Origin of the sequence: Actimicrobium sp. CCC2.4, assembly GCF_034347385.1 — a bacterium.
Taxonomy (GTDB): Bacteria; Pseudomonadota; Gammaproteobacteria; order Burkholderiales; family Burkholderiaceae_D; genus Actimicrobium.
In genome coordinates this window covers 1791293-1811314 of the sequence record NZ_CP133777.1, presented here as the reverse complement: position 1 = coordinate 1811314, position 20022 = coordinate 1791293, and the positions used below count along the sequence as shown (strand labels likewise).

Here is a 20022-nt window from a genome sequence, read left to right as displayed (position 1 = left end):
CTACCGGGGCTTATTTCGGAATCGATCCGTCCACGCCTTTGACGTAATAGTTCAATCCCTTCATGTCCTTGATCGCCATGGTCTGACCGGCAGCGACCATTTCCTTGCCGGCCTGATCGACCACCGGTCCCTGGAACGGGGTCAGCGTGCCATCCTTGATCGCTGCGGTTTTCTGGTCCAGCAAGGTCCGCACATCGGCCGGCAGCGACGCATTGATGCTGGCCATCACGATGGCACCCTCCTTCACGCCCCACCAGCTATTGTCACTCTTGACCGGACCGGCCAGCGCCTCGGTCACCACCTTGGTGTAGTACGGGGCCCAGTCGATTGCGGCCGAAGCAAGGTGCGCTTTCGGACCGACCTTCGACATGTCCGAATCCCAGCCGAAGGCATACACGCCCTTCTCTTCGGCCGCCTGCAGTGTCGCCGGCGAATCGGTATTCTGGATCAGCACGTCGACGCCTTGGCCGATCAGGGCCAGCGCACCTTCGCGCTCCTTGCCGGGATCAAACCATTTGTTGATCCATACCACGCGCGTGGTGACCGCCGGATTACTGCTCTGCGCGCCTAGTGTGAAGGCATTGATGTTGCGGATAACTTCCGGGATCGGGATCGACGCAACTACGCCGAGCTTATTGGACTTCGTCATCTTGCCCGCGACGACACCGGCCAGATACGCTCCTTCATAGGTATGCGCGTCATAGACGCCCATGTTCCCGGCGGTCTTGTAGCCGGTCGCGTGCTGGAAACTTACCGCCGGAAAATCCTTGGCGACTTTCAGCATCGGCTCCATGTAGCCGAAGGTCGTTCCGAAAATCAGGGTGTTGCCTTGCGCGGCCAGGTCACGAAACACGCGCTCCGAATCGGCGCCTTCAGCGACGTTCTCGACAAACGTGGTTTTTACTTTGTCGCCGAACTTTTCTTCGATCGCTTTGCGGCCGAGGTCATGGGCATACGTCCAGCCGGCGTCACCGACCGGACCGACATACACGAAGCCGATTTTCAGCGGACCGCTACCGGCTGCCGGTGCGACTACCGGGGACGTTACGCTGGCGGTATCGCTTTTCGGACTGCAGCCCAGCAATGACACGGCTGCGGCTAAGGTCAGCAAGCGCAACGACATTCGTCGGTTCAAAAAGACAGCCATGGGTAATGCTCCTTGTCAGTGATGCAGTATCGTTCAGGAAATTTATAGGTGAACGAACAGTACAACATGTTGCCCCAACAAGCCTCATACAGGGACTTGCCCGGGTGCCCGGGCAGCATTGCCAGCCTCCGGCGTTTATGTGAGACTGCAGCCTCCCCGAAATACTCCATTGAACATAGCGAAAAAGGGCACCCGACGATGCTGAAAGTGGTAATCATTGATAGCAATTCAATCACGCGCAATTTATTGTCGACCCTGCTGGTCGCTGGCGGACATGACGTGATTGGCGACTCCAACACCAGCGATGCCGGTCTGGCTCGCGCCATCAAACTGCAACCGCAGATCGTCTGTATCGATGTCGGCGAGAGATCGGATCAGGGCTTCGGCATGCTCGACTTACTGCGTGAATCGTTGCCAAAAGCCCTGATCTTCCTGGTGTCCGGCAAGCTGGACCCGGCCATCGTTCAAGGTGCCTCCCAGCGCGGCATCCATGGCTTCATCGTCAAACCGTTCAATCCGGTAACCGTGCAGACCATCATCCGCAACGCCATCCTGAAAATAGCGCGTCAGCAGCAAGCCCGCGCCACGGCAGCCACCGCAGCCACTGAAGCCACCGCAAAACCAAGCGGCGACGCGCACTGATATCCCTGCTGCCAATCCGGTCCTGTCGATGTGACCGGACACGCCGTCATACAACAACCCGCTTTTCAGCTTGCCGTTCGCCACTTTTTTGACCGCCTCCCACTTGCCGAATTTGCGGGTGAGTTAATGACGTGGACAAAAAAGAACATTAGTTGTCTTGCAAAAACTTTTAGTTACAATCCAGTCAAACTAACGGTATATTGAACTCGCTTCATCTGTAACACCTCTCCAAATGGGTTTGGGCCCGCTTCACGGCGGGCCCTTTTTTTCACCTCTCTGGCAGGCCTGCGATGCATGCAATAGCGACTCTCACCGTAAGCCACCTGATGTCAGCGCACGTAGACCTGAGTGCACTGCCCGGCAGGAAAATCCATCTCCGTAATTTGATCTTCGAACCGCCGCATTCTTTGCAAACAGTAAAGCAGATGCAATTTCGCCAATATTTACAAAAAATCACGTAGAGTACGGTGCAGTTCAACCCTGTTGCCACAAGCGCTTTTCCGATACGAAAAGATCGCCTCGAGGAGAAATCAATGACCGATATCAGCACGCTGGACAACGTCGATTACGACCCCAATCGTCTGTTGGACTTTCTGATCGAAAAAATGCGTACCAAGAACGATGCCGGCCTGTCGCGCGAACTCGGCGTCGCCCCTCCGGTCATCAGCAAGATCCGGCATCGCCGCCTGCCGGTAGGGGCCTCAATGCTTATCCGCATGCATGAAGTCAGCGATCTGAGCATTCGCGAACTGCGCAATCTGATGGGTGACCGGCGTGAGAAACACCGGATCAGTCCGGAGCAGTTCAAGCCCAAAGCAGAATAAACCGCTGCGCCTGGAAGGCACCATCAAAGGTGCCTTCCGGCGGGATCATTTTGCCTTGCCGGCCGATGGTTCGAATTTTTTGATTTCGCCGGATTTCAATCGGGCAAAATACGACACCGCCTCGCGCTTGACCACCGGCATCAGGCAATAAAGCGCGGCAATATTGACGACTGCCATGGCAAAAATCATCGCATCCGAAAAATCGATGACCGCGCCAAGCTGCGCGGCGGCGCCGATGACCACGAAGGTGCAAAACACCAGCTTGTAGGCGAGCTCGCGTTTCTTGCCTTCGCCCACCAGATACGTCCAGGCCTTGAGTCCATAGTAAGACCACGAAATCATCGTCGACAACGCGAACATCAGCACCGCCGCAGCAAGGACGTACGGGAACCAGCTGATTCCCTGTGCGAACGCAATGGACGTCAACTCTACCCCCGAAGCCCCGCCTGTCGTGGCGATTTTTCCGTCAGCTATCATGTACATGCCGGTGACAGGATCGACCATCAGCACGCCGGTAATCACGATCACCAGCGCTGTCATCGTACAGATCACGACTGTATCAATGAATGGTTCAAGCAAAGAGACGAGGCCTTCGGTAACCGGCTCGTTGGTGCGCACCGCCGAGTGCGCAATCGCCGCGGAACCAACCCCGGCCTCGTTCGAAAATGCGGCGCGGCGAAATCCCTGAATCAGCGCACCAACGAAACCGCCGGCCACACCAAGGCCGGTGAAAGCACCGCTGAATATCTGCCCGAAAGCCCAACCGATCCGGTCGTAATTGACAAGGATGACGACCAGTGCCGCGCCGACGTACAGCAAAGCCATGAACGGGACAACTTTTTCAGTGACGGTAACAATCGACTTGATTCCCCCGATGATGACGGCGAAGACAATCGCGGCAAGAATCAATCCGGTAATCCAGCCATGCCCCGCCAGCACGCTGTTCGCGCCACCGGTGATATTGACCAGCTGGGCGTGCGCCTGGTTCGACTGAAACATGTTGCCGCCACCAAAACTGCCGCCGAGACAGAAAAGCGAGAACAATACCGCCATGAAGCGACCGCCCGGCAAGCCCCGCTCGCGGAACCCCTTCGACATGTAGTACATCGGTCCGCCCGACACCGACCCGTCCGGATATTCGTTGCGATACTTCACACCCAGCGTGCATTCGGTGAACTTGGTCGCCATGCCGAGCAAGCCGGCAAGAATCATCCAGAACGTCGCACCGGGTCCACCGATGCCGACGGCGACCGCCACCCCGGCGATATTGCCCAGACCGACGGTGCCGGACAAGGCTGTTGCAAGCGCCTGGAAATGACTGACTTCGCCCTTGTCCTTGGGACTCGAATAATCGCCCTTGACCAGCGCAAGCGCGTGACTAAATCCCCGCACCTGAATGAACTTGAAGTACAGCGTAAAGATCAGCGCGGCAACCACAAGCCAGAGCACGATCCACGGAAAATCCGTGCCGGGCAAGGGTGCAAAAATCAGGCTGACGAACCAGCCGGTCGAGGCCGCAAAAGCCGAGTTGATGCGGGCGTCGATGCCGACGACTTGCTGGGCAAGCGCCGATCCGGAAAGCAGGGCGAAAGCAAATGCGATCGGGATAAATTTCAGGTATCGCATGGTCACGCTCCCGTGTGGCGAATAACGCCGGTGGTCTCAATGGTGTACTGAATGATGGGTTATCAGCATCGAAGGAGCACGACAGGCTCTTCGGTGCCGAAGGCGTCGTGCCGGGAATGTTGCTGCTTCCGAGTGATGGTCGAGAATGGGCGGATCGAGGCTACCGGAGCTGCAAATAACTTCCTAGCAACATATGGTTGCGACCGGTAGTTTTTCGCCGGACGACAGCCCGCGCGCCCCATAAGAAACTGAAGGACCGGAACACACATCACGGCGTTAGTGCAGAAAGTGAACGAACAGGGAGGGAGAAACACGAACGCCAGACAGCAAAAATGGAAGCCGGACTGCGCTTCCATTGAGCTGGTACAAACTTCAGATATGCCAAATAAGTCTGACTGCATCGACCGCTGGCAAAACCAGCAGTCGGGAGTAGCGAATTTGGTAGGCACGATTGGACTCGAACCAACGACCCCTACCATGTCAAGGTAGTGCTCTAACCAGCTGAGCTACGCGCCTGAAGAGGCCAAAGTATAGCCAAGTATCTGCTGATATGCCAGCCTGTTTTTCCAGATTCTGTGAATCGACTGCTTTTTCTAGCGGAACACGCTGGTGGTCTGCAGCAAACTGGCTCAGGCGCGCCGCACTTCCATTACGCCATCGACTTCGCGGATCACGGCCAGGGCCTTCATCAGCTGCGCGGTCGAACCGATCTCGGCAGTGAAGGCCATGCGTGCGTGCCCTTTCGCACTTTGGGTACTGACGCCAACCACATTGATTTTCTCGCGCAAAAAGACTTCGGAAATATCCCGCAGCAAACCTTGCCGGTCAGCCGCCAGCACAAAAATATCGACCGGGTACACCGTGTCGGCGGCAGAGTTTCCCCAACTGGTCTGGATCACGCGCTCGGGGGTCTGGATCTGCATCTCTGCGAAATTCTTGCAGTCAGCACGATGGATGGAAATGCCCTTGCCGCGCGTGATAAAACCGACGATCGGATCCGGCGGTGCCGGTTTGCAGCATTTCGCCAGCTGGGTCAGCAAACCATCGGTGCCCACCACCAGCACGCCGGTCTTGGCACCCTTGACGACACTGGAAGCGCTATCGCGTTTCGGGACAACGACATGGGCAGGCGCGGTATTTTTCGGCGCGCTCTTGCCCGCCTCGTCGGCATGCAGGACTTGCTCGACATGACGCAGACTGAACTGGTCCTTGCCAACGGCCAGATACAGGTCATCAGGCTTCAGAAATCCCAGCTTGTGCGACAGCTCCTCGAGGTTGACCGCCGTCTTGCCTTCGCGCTGCAGGGTCTTTTCGATCAGGCCGCGGCCGCTCGCCAAGGTCTCTTCCTGCGCAATGGCATTGAACCAGGCCCGCACCTTGGCGCGGGTACGTGCACTGACCGCATAGCCCGGACTGAGCCAGTCACGCGATGGACCGGCTGCGCCGAGCGCCACGCTGGCGCCACGCGCGGTGATGATCTCGACCGTCTGGCCATTTTTGAGTGCGGTATTGAGCGGCACCATCGCGCCATCGACGCGCGCACCACGACAGCGGTGACCGACATCGCTGTGCAAGTGATACGCGAAATCGATCGGCGTGGCGCCGCTGGGCAATTCGATGACCCGCGCTTGCGGCGTGAGCACGTAGATCCGGTCGTCCAGCGTGGCAGACTTGAGCTTGTCGACCCATTCACGCCGCATGGCATCATCGTGGCCGACCACGCTGTCGGCGACGTCTGTTTTCCAGGCCAGCAACTGGCGCAACCAGGCGATTTTTTCATCGTATTTCCGGGCGGCGAAATTCGAACCACCACTTTCCTTGTAGCGCCAGTGCGCCGCCACGCCATATTCGGCAAAGTAGTGCATTTCTTTCGTACGGATCTGGATTTCCAGCGGGCGGCCATCCTCGGCCATCACGATCGTATGCAGCGACTGGTAGCCATTGGGCTTGGGCCGCGCGATGTAATCGTCGAATTCCTCCGGCACCGGTGCCCAGTTGTCATGCACGATGCCGAGCACCGCGTAGCAGGTTTTGACGTCATCGACGATGACGCGAAAAGCCCGCACGTCATTCAGCGATGAGAAATCGATGGCCTTGCCGCGCATCTTGTTCCAGATGCTGTAGATATGCTTGGGTCGGCCAAAGACTTCGGCTTCGATCCCGGCAGTGGCCAGTTCCGACTGCAGGCGCAGGATGGCCGACGCGACAAAGGTCTCGCGACCGACGCGCTTTTCTTCCAGCATGCGGGCAATCTGTTTGTAGGCAGCCGGCTCCAGGAATCGGAATGACAGGTCTTCCATTTCCCATTTGAGTTGCCAGACGCCGAGCCGGTTCGCCAGCGGCGCATACAGGTCCAGCGTTTCGCGGGCATAGCGATAGGTCTGTTCGGTATCGATGCGCCGCTCGGCAAAATAACGCAAGGTGGTGGTCCGCGACGCTAGTCGCACGAGCACGACACGCATGTCGGACGCCATCGCCAGCAACATCTTGCGCAAGGTTTCGAGCTGGACAGCGGCGTGCTGAGCGGCGTTTTTGCCGCGCCCGACTTCCTGCTGGCCGAAGGTCAGTTCATGCAGGCGCATCATCTGCCGCACATCCTCGACGAAGACAGCGACTTCCTTGCCGAAGCGCGCTTCGATCTGGCCGGCCAGCAGCGGATCGAGTACCGGCAGCTCGAACAGCAGAGCCGCAATGCGGGTGTCGGCATCGGTCTGCAACGCTGCCAGCGTCGTGGCTACGCCGAGCGAAAAATCGCACGCATCCTGGCCGGTCACGACGGTGCGGCCGGTGTACACCGGCGCGACAAATGCGAGCGCATCGACCACGCGCTGCGCGTCGGCCTCACTGAGGCCGGAGGCCAGTTCACGCTGCGCCGCGCCGGGTAATGCCAGAGAAGAAACCATCGAACTGCGCTGCCTTATTTTTGTGCTGCCGTCACAAGCACTTCGAGCCGCCATGCCGGATTAGCTAGTGCCGCCTGGACCGTCGCACGCGGCGGTGTCTGGCCTGGCGTGACCCAGTCATTCCAGACCGTATTCAACACGGCAAAGTCGGCCAGGTCAGGCAGGAATATCTGGCACATCAGGATGCGACTGCGGTCGCTGCCGGCTTCCTGCAACAACCGGTCGATGTGCGCCAGCACCTCGCGGGTCTGGCCGGCCATGTCGAGCGCAGTGTCATCGGCCACCTGCCCCGCCAGATAAATGGTGCCGCGATGGATTGCGACTTCGGACAGCGTCGGTCCGACATGCAAGCGTTGTATGGTCATGATCTGGAGTCCTTGTTGTGCTCACCTCGGGTAACTTCAGGCCGGCTGGCCAAGCAAAAATTCCCGCACCAGGGCGATCTGATCGGACTGCACGAAAGTCGGCGCATGGCCAATGCCGTCCAACTCGACGAGCCGTGCCTTCGGTCCACGCTGCGTCATTTCCCGGGCCGTAGCCGGCGTCAGCAAGTCCGATTGTGCGCCGCGCACCAGCAAGGTCGGGCAGCGCACCGCATCATACGCATGCCACAGCAGCGCCTCGCCTTGCAGGGTCGACTCCGCGGTGGCATTTTTGAACGGGACTGCCAGCGCCAGATCATAGTGCCGCACCCACTGGCCATCGGCATTCTGACGCAGTACGTCGCTGGCCAGCTTGTGCCATTGCGCGTCGCTGTGCGGACCAAACGACAGCGAAATAGATTTGATGTAGCTGGCCCCTTCCTCGAAGGTCGCGAAACGCATGTCCTGGCCGATGTAGTCACCGATGCGCGCCAGTGCAGCCGGATTGAGCGTCGGTCCGATGTCATTGAGAATCAGGCGATGCACCGGGTTGCCGGGCAGTCCCGCCAGCCCGAGGCCGATCAGTCCGCCCATCGACGTGCCGAACCAGTCAACGGTGCCGGCATCGAGGCGCGCCAGCAAGGTCACGATATCGGCGACGTATTGCGGCAGCTGATAATTGCGCGCATCGAGCAGACGACCGGAGCGGCCCCGGCCAACGATATCCGGACACACCACGCGCCACGTGTCGCTCAGTGCGGCAGCCAGCTCATCGAAGTCATCCGATACGCGTGTGACGCCATGCACGCACACCAGCACGCGAGGGTTCAGCGGATCGCCCCATTCCTTGTAAGCCATCCGGTGCAGCCCGGTAGGGGAAAGACATTGGACGTGTTTGATACTGGCTTCTTGCATGGCAGCTCCTGTGATGACAGTCACTCCATTTTACCGGTCGGGCGGATCATATGGGACGCGCGGATGCCGAAGAGTGACCTTGCCCAAATCAATCGTTCACAATTAACTTGCGCACAATTAAAAAAGCCCGGTTGCCCGGGCCTGCACAGCTATTTGCCTGAATTCAGGACACCGTACTGACATCCAGCGCCGCACCGGTTTTTTCCACCACTTCGGCGACTGTCACATCGGGTGCCAGCTCCATGAGCTTCAAGCCGTCTGGCGTGACATCGATGACGCACAGATCCGTAATGATGCGGTCGACCACGCCGACACCGGTCAGTGGCAAATCGCACTTTTTCAGAATCTTGTGCGAGGTCGTGCCGTCCTTGGCCTTGGCGACATGTTCCATCAGCAGTACCACGCGCTTGACACCGGCCACCAGATCCATTGCGCCGCCCATGCCCTTGACCATTTTGCCGGGGATCATCCAGTTTGCCAGGTCGCCCGTTTCGGACACCTGCATCGCACCCAGAATGGCGAGGTTGATCTTGCCGCCGCGAATCATCGCAAACGAGTCCGCCGAGCTGAAATACGACGAGCCCGGCAACGAGGTCACTGTTTGCTTGCCGGCGTTGATGACGTCAGCGTCGACCTGATCTTCGGTCGGAAACGGGCCGATACCGAGCAAGCCGTTTTCGGATTGCAGTGCGACTTCGATACCTGCCGGTACGTAGTTGGCGACCATCGTCGGCAAGCCGATTCCAAGGTTCACATAAAAGCCATCCTGCAGTTCCTGCGCTGCGCGCGCAGCCATCTGTTCACGAGTCCATGCCATGTTCGTTCTCCGCTTACTGTGCACGTACCGTGCGTTGTTCGATCCGTTTTTCGGGGGTGGCATTGACCACGATGCGGTGCACGAAGATGCTCGGCGTATGCACCTGGTCCGGATCGATCTCGCCGATCTCGACCAGTTCCTCGACTTCGACGATGGTGATCTTGCCGGCCATCGCGACGTTCGGGTTGAAGTTGCGGGCAGTCTTGCGATAGACCAGGTTGCCGGCGCGATCCGCTTTCCAGGCCTTGACCAGCGAGACGTCAGCCACCAGCGAGCGTTCCATCACGTATTGTTCGCCATCGAACTCACAGATATCCTTGCCGTCTGCGACGATGGTGCCGACGCCGGTCTTGGTAAAAAATGCCGGGATGCCGGCACCGCCGGCGCGCAGCTTTTCGGCCAGCGTGCCTTGCGGCGTGAATTCCAGTTCGAGTTCACCGGCCAGATATTGACGTTCGAATTCCTTGTTCTCGCCAACGTACGAGGCGATCATTTTTTTGATCTGGCGCGTCGCCAGCAACTGGCCGAGGCCGAAGCCGTCGACACCGGCATTATTCGAAATTGCGGTCAGGTTGGTGACGCCGGAATCGCGCAATGCAGCGATCAAGGCCTCGGGGATACCGCACAGACCGAAGCCGCCGACGGCAATGGTCTGGCCATCCTGGACCACGCCTGCCAGCGCGCTTGCCGCGTCGGGATAAACTTTTTTCATAACTCGCCTTTTCATGAACAATACGGACCAGCACACAAGTTACCGGGCTGACCAGCATATTGTGCGACTCTGTCGGGCACAATACCGTAAAAATACTTTACCGATTCAAAAATGCGATGACCCCATGAATGACCAACCCGCTCTCGATTACGCGCTGATCTTTCATCATGCGCCGGTAGGCCTGTGCGTTTCCAAGCGCCGCATCATTCACACTGCCAATCCTTCACTGGCAGCGATGTTCGGCTATCTGCCCGAGCAATTGGCCGAGCAGTCATTCCAGATTCTGTATCCGAGCGCCGATGAATTTGAACGCACCGGCCTGCGCATCGTGCCGATCATGAGCGAACGCGGCTCGTATTCGGACGAACGGATCATGAAACGCGCCAATGACGAATTGTTCTGGTGCCGCGTCAGTGGGCGCGGCCTGGTCGACGATGATCCACATGCGGCAGGCATCTGGACCTTCGAAGATCTCAGCGAAAAACGCAAGGTGACCGCCAAACTGACACCACGCGAACGTGAAATCGCGGCATTGCTGGTCGAAGGGAAAACCAGCAAGCTGATTGCCCGCCAGATCGGCATGAGCCCGCGCACTGTCGAAATGCATCGAGCTAAATTGATGAAGAAATTTTCGGCCGCGACCTCCGGAGAGCTAGTACATCATCTGCTTGGCACATCGTTCTGAACCGATCTCCGATACTGCATTCAGTGAACTCATATCAGCTATCACCAATCACAATTGGCCATTGGTCTATCGAACTCCTATAGTGATGTCGCACTGCAGCATTGCAGCGCCTTTTAATATTAAGGAGCTTTCCATGACCACCTTGCAACATACCCCTCACGCCGCCAACTTCGGCCGCTCCGTCATCGATTCCATTTCGGCACTTGGCCACGCTGCCGGCGAATCGATCGTCAGTCGCACCATGGCTGCCCTCAACGCCCTCTCCGAGAGCTTCGACGCACGCCAGCGCGCACTACAGGATGACTACCTGGCACAGTCCACATCGATTGCTGACCTCGAGCGCCGGATGCATGATCTGGAACGCCGCGACGGCCAGCCGAAGCTGAACATGATGACTGGAATGCATTGAATTTTATTGCACGAACAACCTGTGCTGCGAAGCAGCAAATTGACTTGCCGAGCATGAAGAAAAAGTCGCTATCCGGCATGAAGTCGGGATAGCGCAGGAACAAAACCTCACCTGCATCGGGCCGTGCGATCCTCCCGACACGGTCATCAAACACCTTCATCACGACGCGTGCCGGACCTGCCGGCACGAACGCCGGTATTACATCGCACTCATGCCGTCATCGGCAGTCATGATCGCGCCATTGATGAAATGCGACTCCTCCGAAGCCAGCAACAACAGCAAGCCATCGAGGTCTTGCGGTTTGCCAACGCGCTTGCGCGGCAGCGTTGCCAGCAGTTGCTGACCATGTTCGCCGCGAAAATGTTCTTCATTGATTTCGGTGCTGATGTAACCCGGGCAGATCGCGTTGACATTGATGCCGTAGCGCCCCCATTCAACCGCCATTGACTTGGTCATGTGCACGACTGCCGATTTGCTCATGCAATAGATGCCAATCTGCGGCAGCACGCGCAAGCCGGCCACCGAGGCGATGTTGATGATCCGGTGCTGTAATTTGGGATCACCCTTGGCGCGCGCAATCATCCGCTTGGCCGCTTCCTGCGCCACAAAAAAAGCGCCGCGCTGGTTGGTATCCATCACATAGGCATAGTCTTCCGGCGTGACATCAACGAGCCGTTGAGTCGTCGAGACGCCTGAATTATTCACCAGAATATCGATCGGACCGGCTTCGGTTTCGGCATGGGCAATGGCAGACTTGATGCTGGCGTAATCGGTGACGTCGAGTGCGACCACATGGGCGGCACCGCCGTCGGCTTCGATTTCGGCGCGCAATTCTTTGAGGCGATCAATGCGGCGCGATGCCAGTACTACCTGTGCGCCAGCCTGTGCGAGGACCTTGGCAAAACGTGCTCCCAAACCGCTGGAAGCACCGGTGACCAGGGCAATCTTGCCTTCAAAATTAACTTCAATGCCCACGAATTTCTCCTTGTTAAGCAGGTTCCTGCATTAGAGCCGTTATCATTGCATGAATGCTGCATGATTTGAGTGCGCGAGAAGCCATTCCCGTGCAAAATGCTGGGCAATAAGCACGTTCGTTCGATTACAACTTTACGGTGACTCCATGATGCACAACCAGAACCAGACTCTGCTCGATCAATACGGCCCGCGCGAAGCCATGGAGTACGACGTCGTCGTCATCGGCGGCGGACCTGCAGGCCTGTCGGCCGCGATCCGGCTCAAGCAACTGGCAGCGGCCAAGGGAACCGAAGTCACGGTGTGCGTGCTTGAAAAAGGAGCAGAGCTGGGTGCCCACATCCTGTCCGGCGCGGTGATGGACCCTATCGCAATGAACGAACTGCTGCCGAACTGGAAGGAACTGGGTGCGCCGCTACTCACGCCAGTGACCGAAGACCGCTTCCTGTTCCTGACCGAAACCAAGGCCATCAAGACACCGACCTGGATGCTGCCGGGCTGCTTCCAGAATCACGGCAACTACGTGATCTCGCTGGCGAATGTGGTGCGGTGGCTGGGTCAGCAGGCAGAAGCCCTGGGCGTTGAAATATTCCCCGGCTTTCCCGCTGCAGAAATCCTCTACAACGACGATGGTTCGGTCAAGGGTGTCGCTACCGGCAACCTAGGTGTCGACCGTCATGGTCAGGCCGGCACGTCGTTCCAGCTGGGCATGGAGCTGCATGCGAAGTACACCTTCTTTGCCGAAGGCGCACGCGGCCATCTCGGCAAACAGCTGATGGAAAAATACCAGCTCAACAAAGGCAAGGATCCGCAAACCTACGGCCTGGGCCTCAAGGAATTGTGGGAGATCGATCCAAAGCTGCACCAGCCTGGCCTGGTGGTGCACACCGCCGGCTGGCCGCTGGACAACGACACCTACGGCGGCTCCTTCCTGTATCACCTCGAAAACAATCAGGTTGCTGTCGGCTACGTGGTCGGCCTCGGCTACGCCAATCCGTACCTGTCGCCGTATGAAGAATTCCAGCGCTACAAGACGCATCCTGAAATCAGCAAATTCTTCGTTGGCGCCAAGCGCATTTCCTACGGCGCCCGCGCAATCACTGCCGGCGGCCTGCAATCGCTGCCCAAGCTGACCTTCCCGGGCGGCGTGCTGATCGGTTGCGATGCCGGCTTCCTCAATACCAGCCGTATCAAAGGCAGCCACACCGCCATGAAAACCGGCATGCTGGCTGCCGATGCTGCTTTCGAAGCACTGGGCCTGGGTCGCCAGTTCGACGAGCTGACCAGCTACACGACCACATTCGAGCAATCCTGGCTGCATGAAGAATTGCACGTCGCGCGCAACTTCAAACCGTGGATGAGCAAGGGTTTACTAACCGGTACGCTGATGGTCGGCATCGACCAGATCGTTTTCCGCGGCAAAGCACCGTGGACCCTGCGACACAAGCATGCCGATCACGAATGCCTGAAACCGGCGGCCAATTACACGCCTATCGTGTATCCGAAACCGGATGGCAAGCTGACCTTCGACCGCTTGTCGTCGGTGTTCATTTCGAACACGAATCACGCCGAAGACCAGCCTATTCATCTGACGCTGAAAGACGCGGCGGTACCGGTCAATGTGAATCTGGCGCGCTATGCCGGACCGGAGGCGCGCTACTGTCCGGCGGGTGTGTACGAGTACGTCAAGACCGACGCCGGTGCCGACCGCTTGCAGATCAACGCGCAAAACTGCGTGCATTGCAAAACCTGCGACATCAAGGATCCGACACAAAACATCGTGTGGGTCACGCCTGAAGGTGGTGGTGGACCGGGCTATCCGAACATGTAGTACGGCCAAAAAAAACCCGCTGAAAAGCGGGTTTTTTTATGTCGGGCGGATGAGCCCGGGCTGCGTTGAAATGTTAGCTACCGCACGCTACCTGGATGCGGATGACGACCAACTACCAGACAGTATTTTCTCCAACCAAAACGTCCCTATCACTGTCTTCACATCCGTAATCTTTCCTTCGCGAACCCATTCCAGCAACTCCGGCAAGGTCGCCGTGAAGGTGTCGAGGAATTCGCCGTCATCGAGCTGATCAGGGCCCGCTGTCAGGCCGCGCGCAAGGTAGATCTCGAGATGTTCGTCCGAGTAAGCAATTGCATTGTGGATGGTGCTGACGTGCTGCCAGTGGCTGGCGGTGTAGCCGGTTTCTTCCTGCAATTCGCGCTTGGCGCAGGCCAGTGTGTCTTCGCCTGCATCAATTTTTCCGGCGGGATATTCGATGAACACCTGATCGAGCGGGTAGCGGAACTGCCGTTCGAGCAGGATACGGCCATCGTCAAACACAGGCAGGATCACTACGGCTCCCGGATGGAGGATGTATTCGCGTCCGGTTAATCTACCGTCCGGCAGACTGACGGTGTCTTTCATGACCTTCAGGAAATGGCCGTCATAGACCAGCCGGCTATCGATGCGCTTTTCTTTGAGGTGCTCGTCCATCAGATACCGCTGTTGCGCTTGCGCAGGTAGCAATACGCAAAACCGGGATAAGCCAACACGATGAATGCCACTGCCGCGATCGCATAAAATTCCCAGGTCTGCGTGAACACGTCACCCGTGCGGCCTTCGACCAGGCGACCGGCAAACCCGACCACGAAGTACAGCACCAGCAATTCCAGCAGACGCCACCACATCGACTTGTCGGTCGGTGCCGTCTTCGGCGACAGCGCGATGATGCCGAATAAGCGGTCGGTCAGGAACGGTAGATTGGCGGCGGCCAAGGCCAGGATAACGACAAACCAGCTAGCGAGCGAGATATCCAAATCAGTACAAGGTCCGTACGAACGCGCGCAACGACAAGCCCATGGCTGTTTCGCATGCTGTCATCAGCGCACCCGGCATCAGGCCTAGCGCCACCACGGCAATCCCATTGAGACTGAGGATGACGCGCATGTCCGTACTGGCCACGATTTTTTCGGTACTGGCCGGCTCGTCGAAATACATGACCTTGATCACGCGCAAGTAATAGTAAGCACCGATGAGCGAGAAGAACACCGCCAGCACGGCCAACCAGATATGGCCTGTACCGAGCACTGCCTGCAGTACCGACAACTTGGCGTAAAAACCCATCATCGGCGGAATACCCGCCAGCGACAGCATGAACAACAGCATCACCAGCGCGAACCATGGGCTGCGTTGATTGAGGCCTTTCAGGTCGTCGATGTTCTCTGCCTCGAAGCCCTTGCGTGACAGCAGCAACATGATGCCGAAGGTACCCAGCGTAGTCATGACGTAAGTGATCGTGTAGAACATGGCGGAGCTGTACGCATTGACGGCGGAGTAGCCATTGCCATCGGTGACACCCGACGCCAGCCCAAGCAAGACAAAGCCCATTTGGGCAATCGTCGAATACGCCAGCATGCGCTTGAGATTGGTCTGGACGATCGCTGTGATGTTGCCGATCGCCAGCGAGGCAACCGCCAGCACCAGCAACATCTGTTGCCAGTCGAAGGCTAGCGGTAGCAAGCCTTCAACCAGCAGGCGCAGCGTAATGACGAAGGTCGCCAATTTGGGTGCGCCACCCAGCAACAAGGTCACGGCGGTTGGTGCGCCCTGATAAACGTCCGGCACCCACATGTGGAATGGCACGACACCTAGCTTGAATGCAAGACCGGCGACGAGAAAGACGATACCGAAAACCAGAATCGTGCGATTGGCCGTGCCGGACATGCTGACCTTGACGATGTCGCTCAGGTCCAGCGAACCAGTCGCGCCGTACAGCATCGACATGCCGTACAGCAGGAAACCTGAAGCCAGCGCACCGAGGATGAAGTACTTCATCGCCGCTTCGGTGGACTGCGAATGATCGCGCCGCAAGGCCACCAGCGCATACAGCGACAGCGACATCAGTTCGAGGCCCAGATAAATGATCAGCAGATTGCTGGCTGAAATCATCACCAGTTGTCCAAGCAGCGAGAACAGCGCCAGCACATAAAATTCGCCACCCAGGCGGTCATTGACGATGCCGCGCGACGCCACGTAATGACGCGAATACACCAGGGTCACCGCGACTGCCAGGTAACTGAACAGCTTCATCATGTTGGCCATCGGATCGACGACCACCATATTGTCGAACAGGTAGATGGTTTCACCGCTCATCAGATACGCATAACTGAACACGGCGCAGACGCCGAGCGTGATCAGCGACAACACGTACGTGACATTGCGCTGTTTGTCCGACAGGAACATATCGATTAGCAGGATCAGCGATGTCGCGACCAGCAAGATGACTTCAGGGAGGAGCGGGATCAGATTCATGTTGTTCATTTTTGTGCCGCAACCGGCTGTCCACTAGAAATGTTGGAGGTTGGATTCATCAGTTGGCTTTGGAAATAGAAACATGTTGCAGCAGGTCGGCCACGGAAGTCTGCATCGCATCGGTAATTGGTGCCGGGTACACACCCATGACGATCACGGCGATGGCCAGCACGCCAAGCATGCCGAACTCGCGCACGCTCAGGTCTTTCAGCTTGGCCACCTGCGGGTTGGCCACCGCACCGAAGATGACGCGCTTGACCAGCCACAGCGAATACGCTGCGCCGAAAATCAGCGCCGTTCCTGCCAGCAAACCAATCCAGAAATTGAACTTGATCGCGCCAAGGATCACCATGAATTCACCAACGAAACCGGAGGTTGCCGGCAAGCCGCAATTGGCCAGCGAGAACAGTACGAAGAACGCCGCAAATTTCGGCATCGTGTTGACGACGCCGCCGTAGTCGGCGATGGCACGGGTATGCATGCGGTCGTACAGCACGCCGATACACAGGAACATCGCCGCCGACACAAAGCCATGCGACACCATTTGCACGATACCGCCCTGCACCGCCATGTCATTGAAAGCAAAGAAGCCCAGCGTGACGAAGCCCATGTGTGCGATCGACGAATACGCAACCAGCTTTTTCATATCGGTCTGGACCAATGCGACCAGGCCGATGTAGATGACGGCAATCAGCGACAGCGTGATCATCATTGGTGCCAGGTAATGGCTGGCGTCCGGCGTGATCGGCAGCGAAAAACGCAGGAAGCCGTAGGCACCCAGCTTAAGCATGACTGCCGCCAGGACGACCGACCCGCCGGTTGGCGCTTCGACGTGGGCATCCGGCAGCCACGTATGCACCGGCCACATCGGCACCTTGACGGCAAACGCCATCAGGAAAGCCAGGAACAACGGGATCTGCACATTCAGCGGCAGTGGCAAGTCATGCCAATACGTAATGTCAAACGAACCGCCCGACGCGAAGTACAGATACAGCAGCGCCACCAGCATCAGCAGCGAACCGAAGAAGGTATACAGAAAGAATTTTATCGCGGCATAGACGCGATTACCGCCACCCCAGACACCGATGATGATGAACATCGGAATCAGCGTGGCCTCGAAGAAAACGTAGAACAGCATGCCATCGAGCGCGCAAAACACGCCGACCATCAAGCCCGACAGGATCAGAAATGCGCCCATGTACTGCGCGACTTTTTTCTGGATCACTTCCCACGCCGAGACGACGACGATGATCGTGATGAACGAAGTCAGCACCACCAGCCACAGCGAAATGCCGTCGATGCCAACAAAGTACTGAATATTGAAGCGCTCGATCCACGGCATTTTTTCGGCGAACTGCATGCCGTGAGCGGCATTGTCGAAGCGCTGTATCAGCGGCAGCGTGACCAGAAAACTGACGACGGAACCGATCAGTGCGGCAATACGTACCAGGCCGGGATTATCATCGCGGCCAAAGGCCAGGATCAGTACACCAAAGGCAATCGGGCACCAGATAGCCAGACTAAGTAAAGAAAATGAAGCGGAGAAAGTGGACTGAATCATGTGTAGGGAGTGACCTTGGCCAGCTTATTGGTTAAACGGAAACCGTGGGAATGGCAGGAACACCATCATGAAACCCAGCACGCCAAGAATCATCACAAAGGCGTAATGATAGATGTAGCCGGACTGCAGCTTGCGCACGATGGTCGACAACCAGCCGATCACCTTTGCGCTGCCATTGACCGCAAAGCCATCGATCAGCGCACGGTCACCAAAGCGCGAGAAGCCGGAACCGATCATCCGTGCGCCATCGGCGAACACCACCTGATTGATCTTGTCGAGGTAGTACTTGTTCTCGAGCAGTGCATACACGGGGCCGAAGTTGCGCTTGATCATGGCCGGCACTTTATCGTTGACGAGGTAGAAGTACCAGGCAGTCACCACGCCGGCCAGTGCCAGCCAGAACGGTGCCGCTGTCAGGCCGTGAATCGCCATTTGCAGCGGACCGTGGAATTCCTCGCGCAGCTCTTCCATCGCATGGTGGGCTTCATTGACGAAGATCACGCCCTTGAAGAAGTCACCGAACAGCATCGGCTCGATGGCGATAAAGCCGATGACCGCCGAAGGAATCGCCAGCAGCACCAGTGGCAGCGTGATGACCCATGGCGACTCGTGCGGCTTCTGGCCGGGCGCAAGACCGTGGTGTTCGTCGTGACCGTGTGCGTCATCCTTGGCATGGTGATGATCGTCGTGCCCATGCTGCGGTTTGCCGAAGCGTTCCTTGCCATGAAAGACCAGGAAGTACATCCGGAACGAATAGAACGCCGTCACGAAGACACTGACCAGTACCGCAAAATACGCAAAACCGGAGCCGGTCAGGTTGGTCGCAGCGACCGCCTCGATGATGCTGTCTTTCGAATAGAAACCGGAGAACAGCGGTGTCCCGATCAGCGCCAGCGAACCGACCAGCGACGTGATCCAGGTGATCGGCATGTACTTGCGCAAGCCGCCCATGTTGCGGATGTCCTGGTCATGATGCATACCGACGATGACCGAACCGGCACCGAGGAACAGCAGCGCCTTGAAGAACGCGTGCGTCATCAAATGGAACACGGCAACCGAGTAAGCGGAACAACCCAGCGCCACCGTCATGTAACCGAGCTGCGACAGCGTCGAATAGGCGACTACCCGCTTGATATCGTTCTGGATCATGCCCAGGAAACCCATGAACAGTGCGGTGATCGCACCGATCACAAGAATGAATGACAGCGCCGCATCGGACAACTCGAACAGCGGCGACATCCGCGCCACCATGAAAATACCGGCGGTAACCATCGTCGCGGCATGGATCAGTGCCGAGATCGGCGTCGGGCCTTCCATCGAATCAGGCAGCCACACATGCAGCGGGAACTGCGCCGACTTGCCCATCGCGCCGATGAACAGGCAGATGCAGGCAGTGGTGATCAGCAGCCAGCTGGTGCCGGGCAAGGTCAATGTCGCCAGTGCTTCTTTTTGTGCAAAGACTTCCTGGTAGTTCATCGAACCGGCATACGCCATCAGCAAGCCAATGCCGAGAATGAAACCAAAATCGCCGACGCGGTTGACCAGGAAGGCCTTCATGTTGGCGGCGATCGCGGTCGGCTTCGTGTAGTAGAAACCAATCAGCAGATACGACACCAGGCCGACCGCTTCCCAACCAAAGAACAGTTGCAAGAAGTTGTTGCTCATGACCAGCATCAACATCGAGAACGTGAACAACGAGATGTACGAGAAGAAGCGGTTATAGCCTTCGTCTTCGCGCATGTAGCCGACCGAATAAATATGCACCATCAACGATACGAAGGTGACCACGCACATCATCATCGCGGTCAGGCTGTCGATCATGAAACCAATTTCCATCTTCATGCTGCCGACAGTCAGCCAGGTGTAGAGCGTCTCGTTGAAGCTTGCGCCGTCGAGCACTGCCAGCAGTGTCTGTATCGAAATCAGCAGCGCGATAAACACGCCCAGTATCGTCACCGTGTGAGAGACCTTGCGGCCGATCACATTGCCAAAAAAACGCGTACCGAACAGGCCAGCAATGGCTGAGCCGATTAGCGGCGCCAAGGGCACCGCGAGCAAAAGAGTGGAATTCAGTTGGCCTGCCATGTCTAGACCTTATCGTTGTTTTTGGTACGCGTGTTCGTGGTGGTGGTGGTGTGCAGGAA

18 protein-coding genes and 1 tRNA gene are annotated in these 20022 nt (G+C 57.6%); 5 read left to right on the top strand and 14 right to left on the bottom strand.

Features of this window, described 5'->3' with window-relative positions; genetic code table 11:
- Positions 1 to 10 precede the first annotated feature (10 nt).
- A complete protein-coding gene (locus RHM62_RS08425) occupies positions 11 to 1147 on the bottom strand; it encodes a BMP family ABC transporter substrate-binding protein (RefSeq protein ID WP_322125056.1) in 1137 nt (378 codons plus the stop codon).
- Positions 1148 to 1345: 198 nt separating this feature from the next.
- On the opposite strand from RHM62_RS08425, the gene RHM62_RS08420 reads away from it, so the two are divergent.
- Positions 1346 to 1789: a response regulator gene (locus RHM62_RS08420; protein WP_322125055.1), complete on the top strand. Its 444-nt coding sequence runs from the start codon at positions 1346 to 1348 to the stop codon at positions 1787 to 1789.
- Positions 1790 to 2322: 533 nt separating this feature from the next.
- Positions 2323 to 2613 carry a hypothetical protein gene (locus RHM62_RS08415; RefSeq protein WP_322125054.1) on the top strand — a complete coding sequence of 97 codons (291 nt, stop codon included), beginning with the start codon at positions 2323 to 2325 and terminating at the stop codon, positions 2611 to 2613.
- 45 nt (positions 2614 to 2658) lie between these two features.
- Here the strand turns inward: RHM62_RS08415 and RHM62_RS08410 are convergent, their stop codons facing one another.
- From RHM62_RS08410 to RHM62_RS08380, 7 genes are all read right to left on the bottom strand, one after another.
- A complete protein-coding gene (locus RHM62_RS08410) occupies positions 2659 to 4239 on the bottom strand; it encodes an alanine/glycine:cation symporter family protein (RefSeq protein ID WP_322125053.1) in 1581 nt (526 codons plus the stop codon).
- A 439-nt stretch (positions 4240 to 4678) separates the two neighbouring features.
- Positions 4679 to 4755 (bottom strand) — tRNA-Val (locus RHM62_RS08405).
- Positions 4756 to 4868: 113 nt separating this feature from the next.
- A complete protein-coding gene (locus RHM62_RS08400) occupies positions 4869 to 7142 on the bottom strand; it encodes a bifunctional (p)ppGpp synthetase/guanosine-3',5'-bis(diphosphate) 3'-pyrophosphohydrolase (RefSeq protein ID WP_322125052.1) in 2274 nt (757 codons plus the stop codon).
- Between the two features lie 14 nt (positions 7143 to 7156).
- Entirely contained in the window at positions 7157 to 7507 is a 351-nt protein-coding gene (locus RHM62_RS08395; protein WP_322125051.1) for a RidA family protein, read from the bottom strand.
- Positions 7508 to 7543: 36 nt separating this feature from the next.
- Complete coding sequence (locus RHM62_RS08390) at positions 7544 to 8419, bottom strand: alpha/beta hydrolase (protein ID WP_322125050.1); 876 nt, start codon at positions 8417 to 8419, stop codon at positions 7544 to 7546.
- Positions 8420 to 8582: 163 nt separating this feature from the next.
- Positions 8583 to 9236: a CoA transferase subunit B gene (locus RHM62_RS08385; protein WP_322125049.1), complete on the bottom strand. Its 654-nt coding sequence runs from the start codon at positions 9234 to 9236 to the stop codon at positions 8583 to 8585.
- Between the two features lie 13 nt (positions 9237 to 9249).
- Positions 9250 to 9948, bottom strand: a complete 699-nt coding sequence (locus tag RHM62_RS08380; protein WP_322125048.1) for a CoA transferase subunit A — start codon at positions 9946 to 9948, stop codon at positions 9250 to 9252.
- 124 nt (positions 9949 to 10072) lie between these two features.
- Here RHM62_RS08380 and RHM62_RS08375 point away from each other — a divergent pair, with 124 nt between their 5' ends.
- Positions 10073 to 10633: a LuxR C-terminal-related transcriptional regulator gene (locus RHM62_RS08375; protein ID WP_322125047.1), complete on the top strand. Its 561-nt coding sequence runs from the start codon at positions 10073 to 10075 to the stop codon at positions 10631 to 10633.
- Between the two features lie 133 nt (positions 10634 to 10766).
- The gene (locus tag RHM62_RS08370; protein WP_322125046.1) at positions 10767 to 11042 is read left to right on the top strand and encodes a DUF3563 family protein; all 276 of its coding nucleotides are present in this window, start codon (positions 10767 to 10769) and stop codon (positions 11040 to 11042) included.
- 198 nt (positions 11043 to 11240) lie between these two features.
- Here the strand turns inward: RHM62_RS08370 and RHM62_RS08365 are convergent, their stop codons facing one another.
- Complete coding sequence (locus RHM62_RS08365; protein WP_322125045.1) at positions 11241 to 12017, bottom strand: SDR family oxidoreductase; 777 nt, start codon at positions 12015 to 12017, stop codon at positions 11241 to 11243.
- A gap of 145 nt (positions 12018 to 12162) precedes the next feature.
- Between RHM62_RS08365 and RHM62_RS08360 the strand changes: the two genes are divergently transcribed.
- A complete protein-coding gene (locus tag RHM62_RS08360) occupies positions 12163 to 13845 on the top strand; it encodes an electron transfer flavoprotein-ubiquinone oxidoreductase (protein ID WP_322125044.1) in 1683 nt (560 codons plus the stop codon).
- Positions 13846 to 13932: 87 nt separating this feature from the next.
- Here RHM62_RS08360 and RHM62_RS08355 read toward each other — a convergent pair whose 3' ends face one another.
- The 5 genes from RHM62_RS08355 to nuoL are packed head-to-tail and all read right to left on the bottom strand — an operon-like array spanning position 13933 to position 19963.
- Complete coding sequence (locus tag RHM62_RS08355) at positions 13933 to 14499, bottom strand: NUDIX hydrolase (RefSeq protein WP_322125043.1); 567 nt, start codon at positions 14497 to 14499, stop codon at positions 13933 to 13935.
- Positions 14499 to 14822 carry a DUF2818 family protein gene (locus RHM62_RS08350; protein WP_322125042.1) on the bottom strand — a complete coding sequence of 108 codons (324 nt, stop codon included), beginning with the start codon at positions 14820 to 14822 and terminating at the stop codon, positions 14499 to 14501. Before RHM62_RS08350 ends, RHM62_RS08355 begins: the two co-directional genes overlap by 1 nt.
- A 1-nt stretch (position 14823) precedes the next feature.
- Entirely contained in the window at positions 14824 to 16326 is a 1503-nt protein-coding gene (nuoN, locus tag RHM62_RS08345; protein WP_322125041.1) for an NADH-quinone oxidoreductase subunit NuoN, read from the bottom strand.
- A 49-nt stretch (positions 16327 to 16375) separates the two neighbouring features.
- Positions 16376 to 17878: an NADH-quinone oxidoreductase subunit M gene (locus RHM62_RS08340; RefSeq protein ID WP_322125040.1), complete on the bottom strand. Its 1503-nt coding sequence runs from the start codon at positions 17876 to 17878 to the stop codon at positions 16376 to 16378.
- A gap of 24 nt (positions 17879 to 17902) precedes the next feature.
- Positions 17903 to 19963, bottom strand: coding sequence for an NADH-quinone oxidoreductase subunit L (gene nuoL, locus RHM62_RS08335; RefSeq protein WP_322125039.1), 2061 nt, complete (start codon positions 19961 to 19963; stop codon positions 17903 to 17905).
- Positions 19964 to 20022 lie beyond the last annotated feature (59 nt).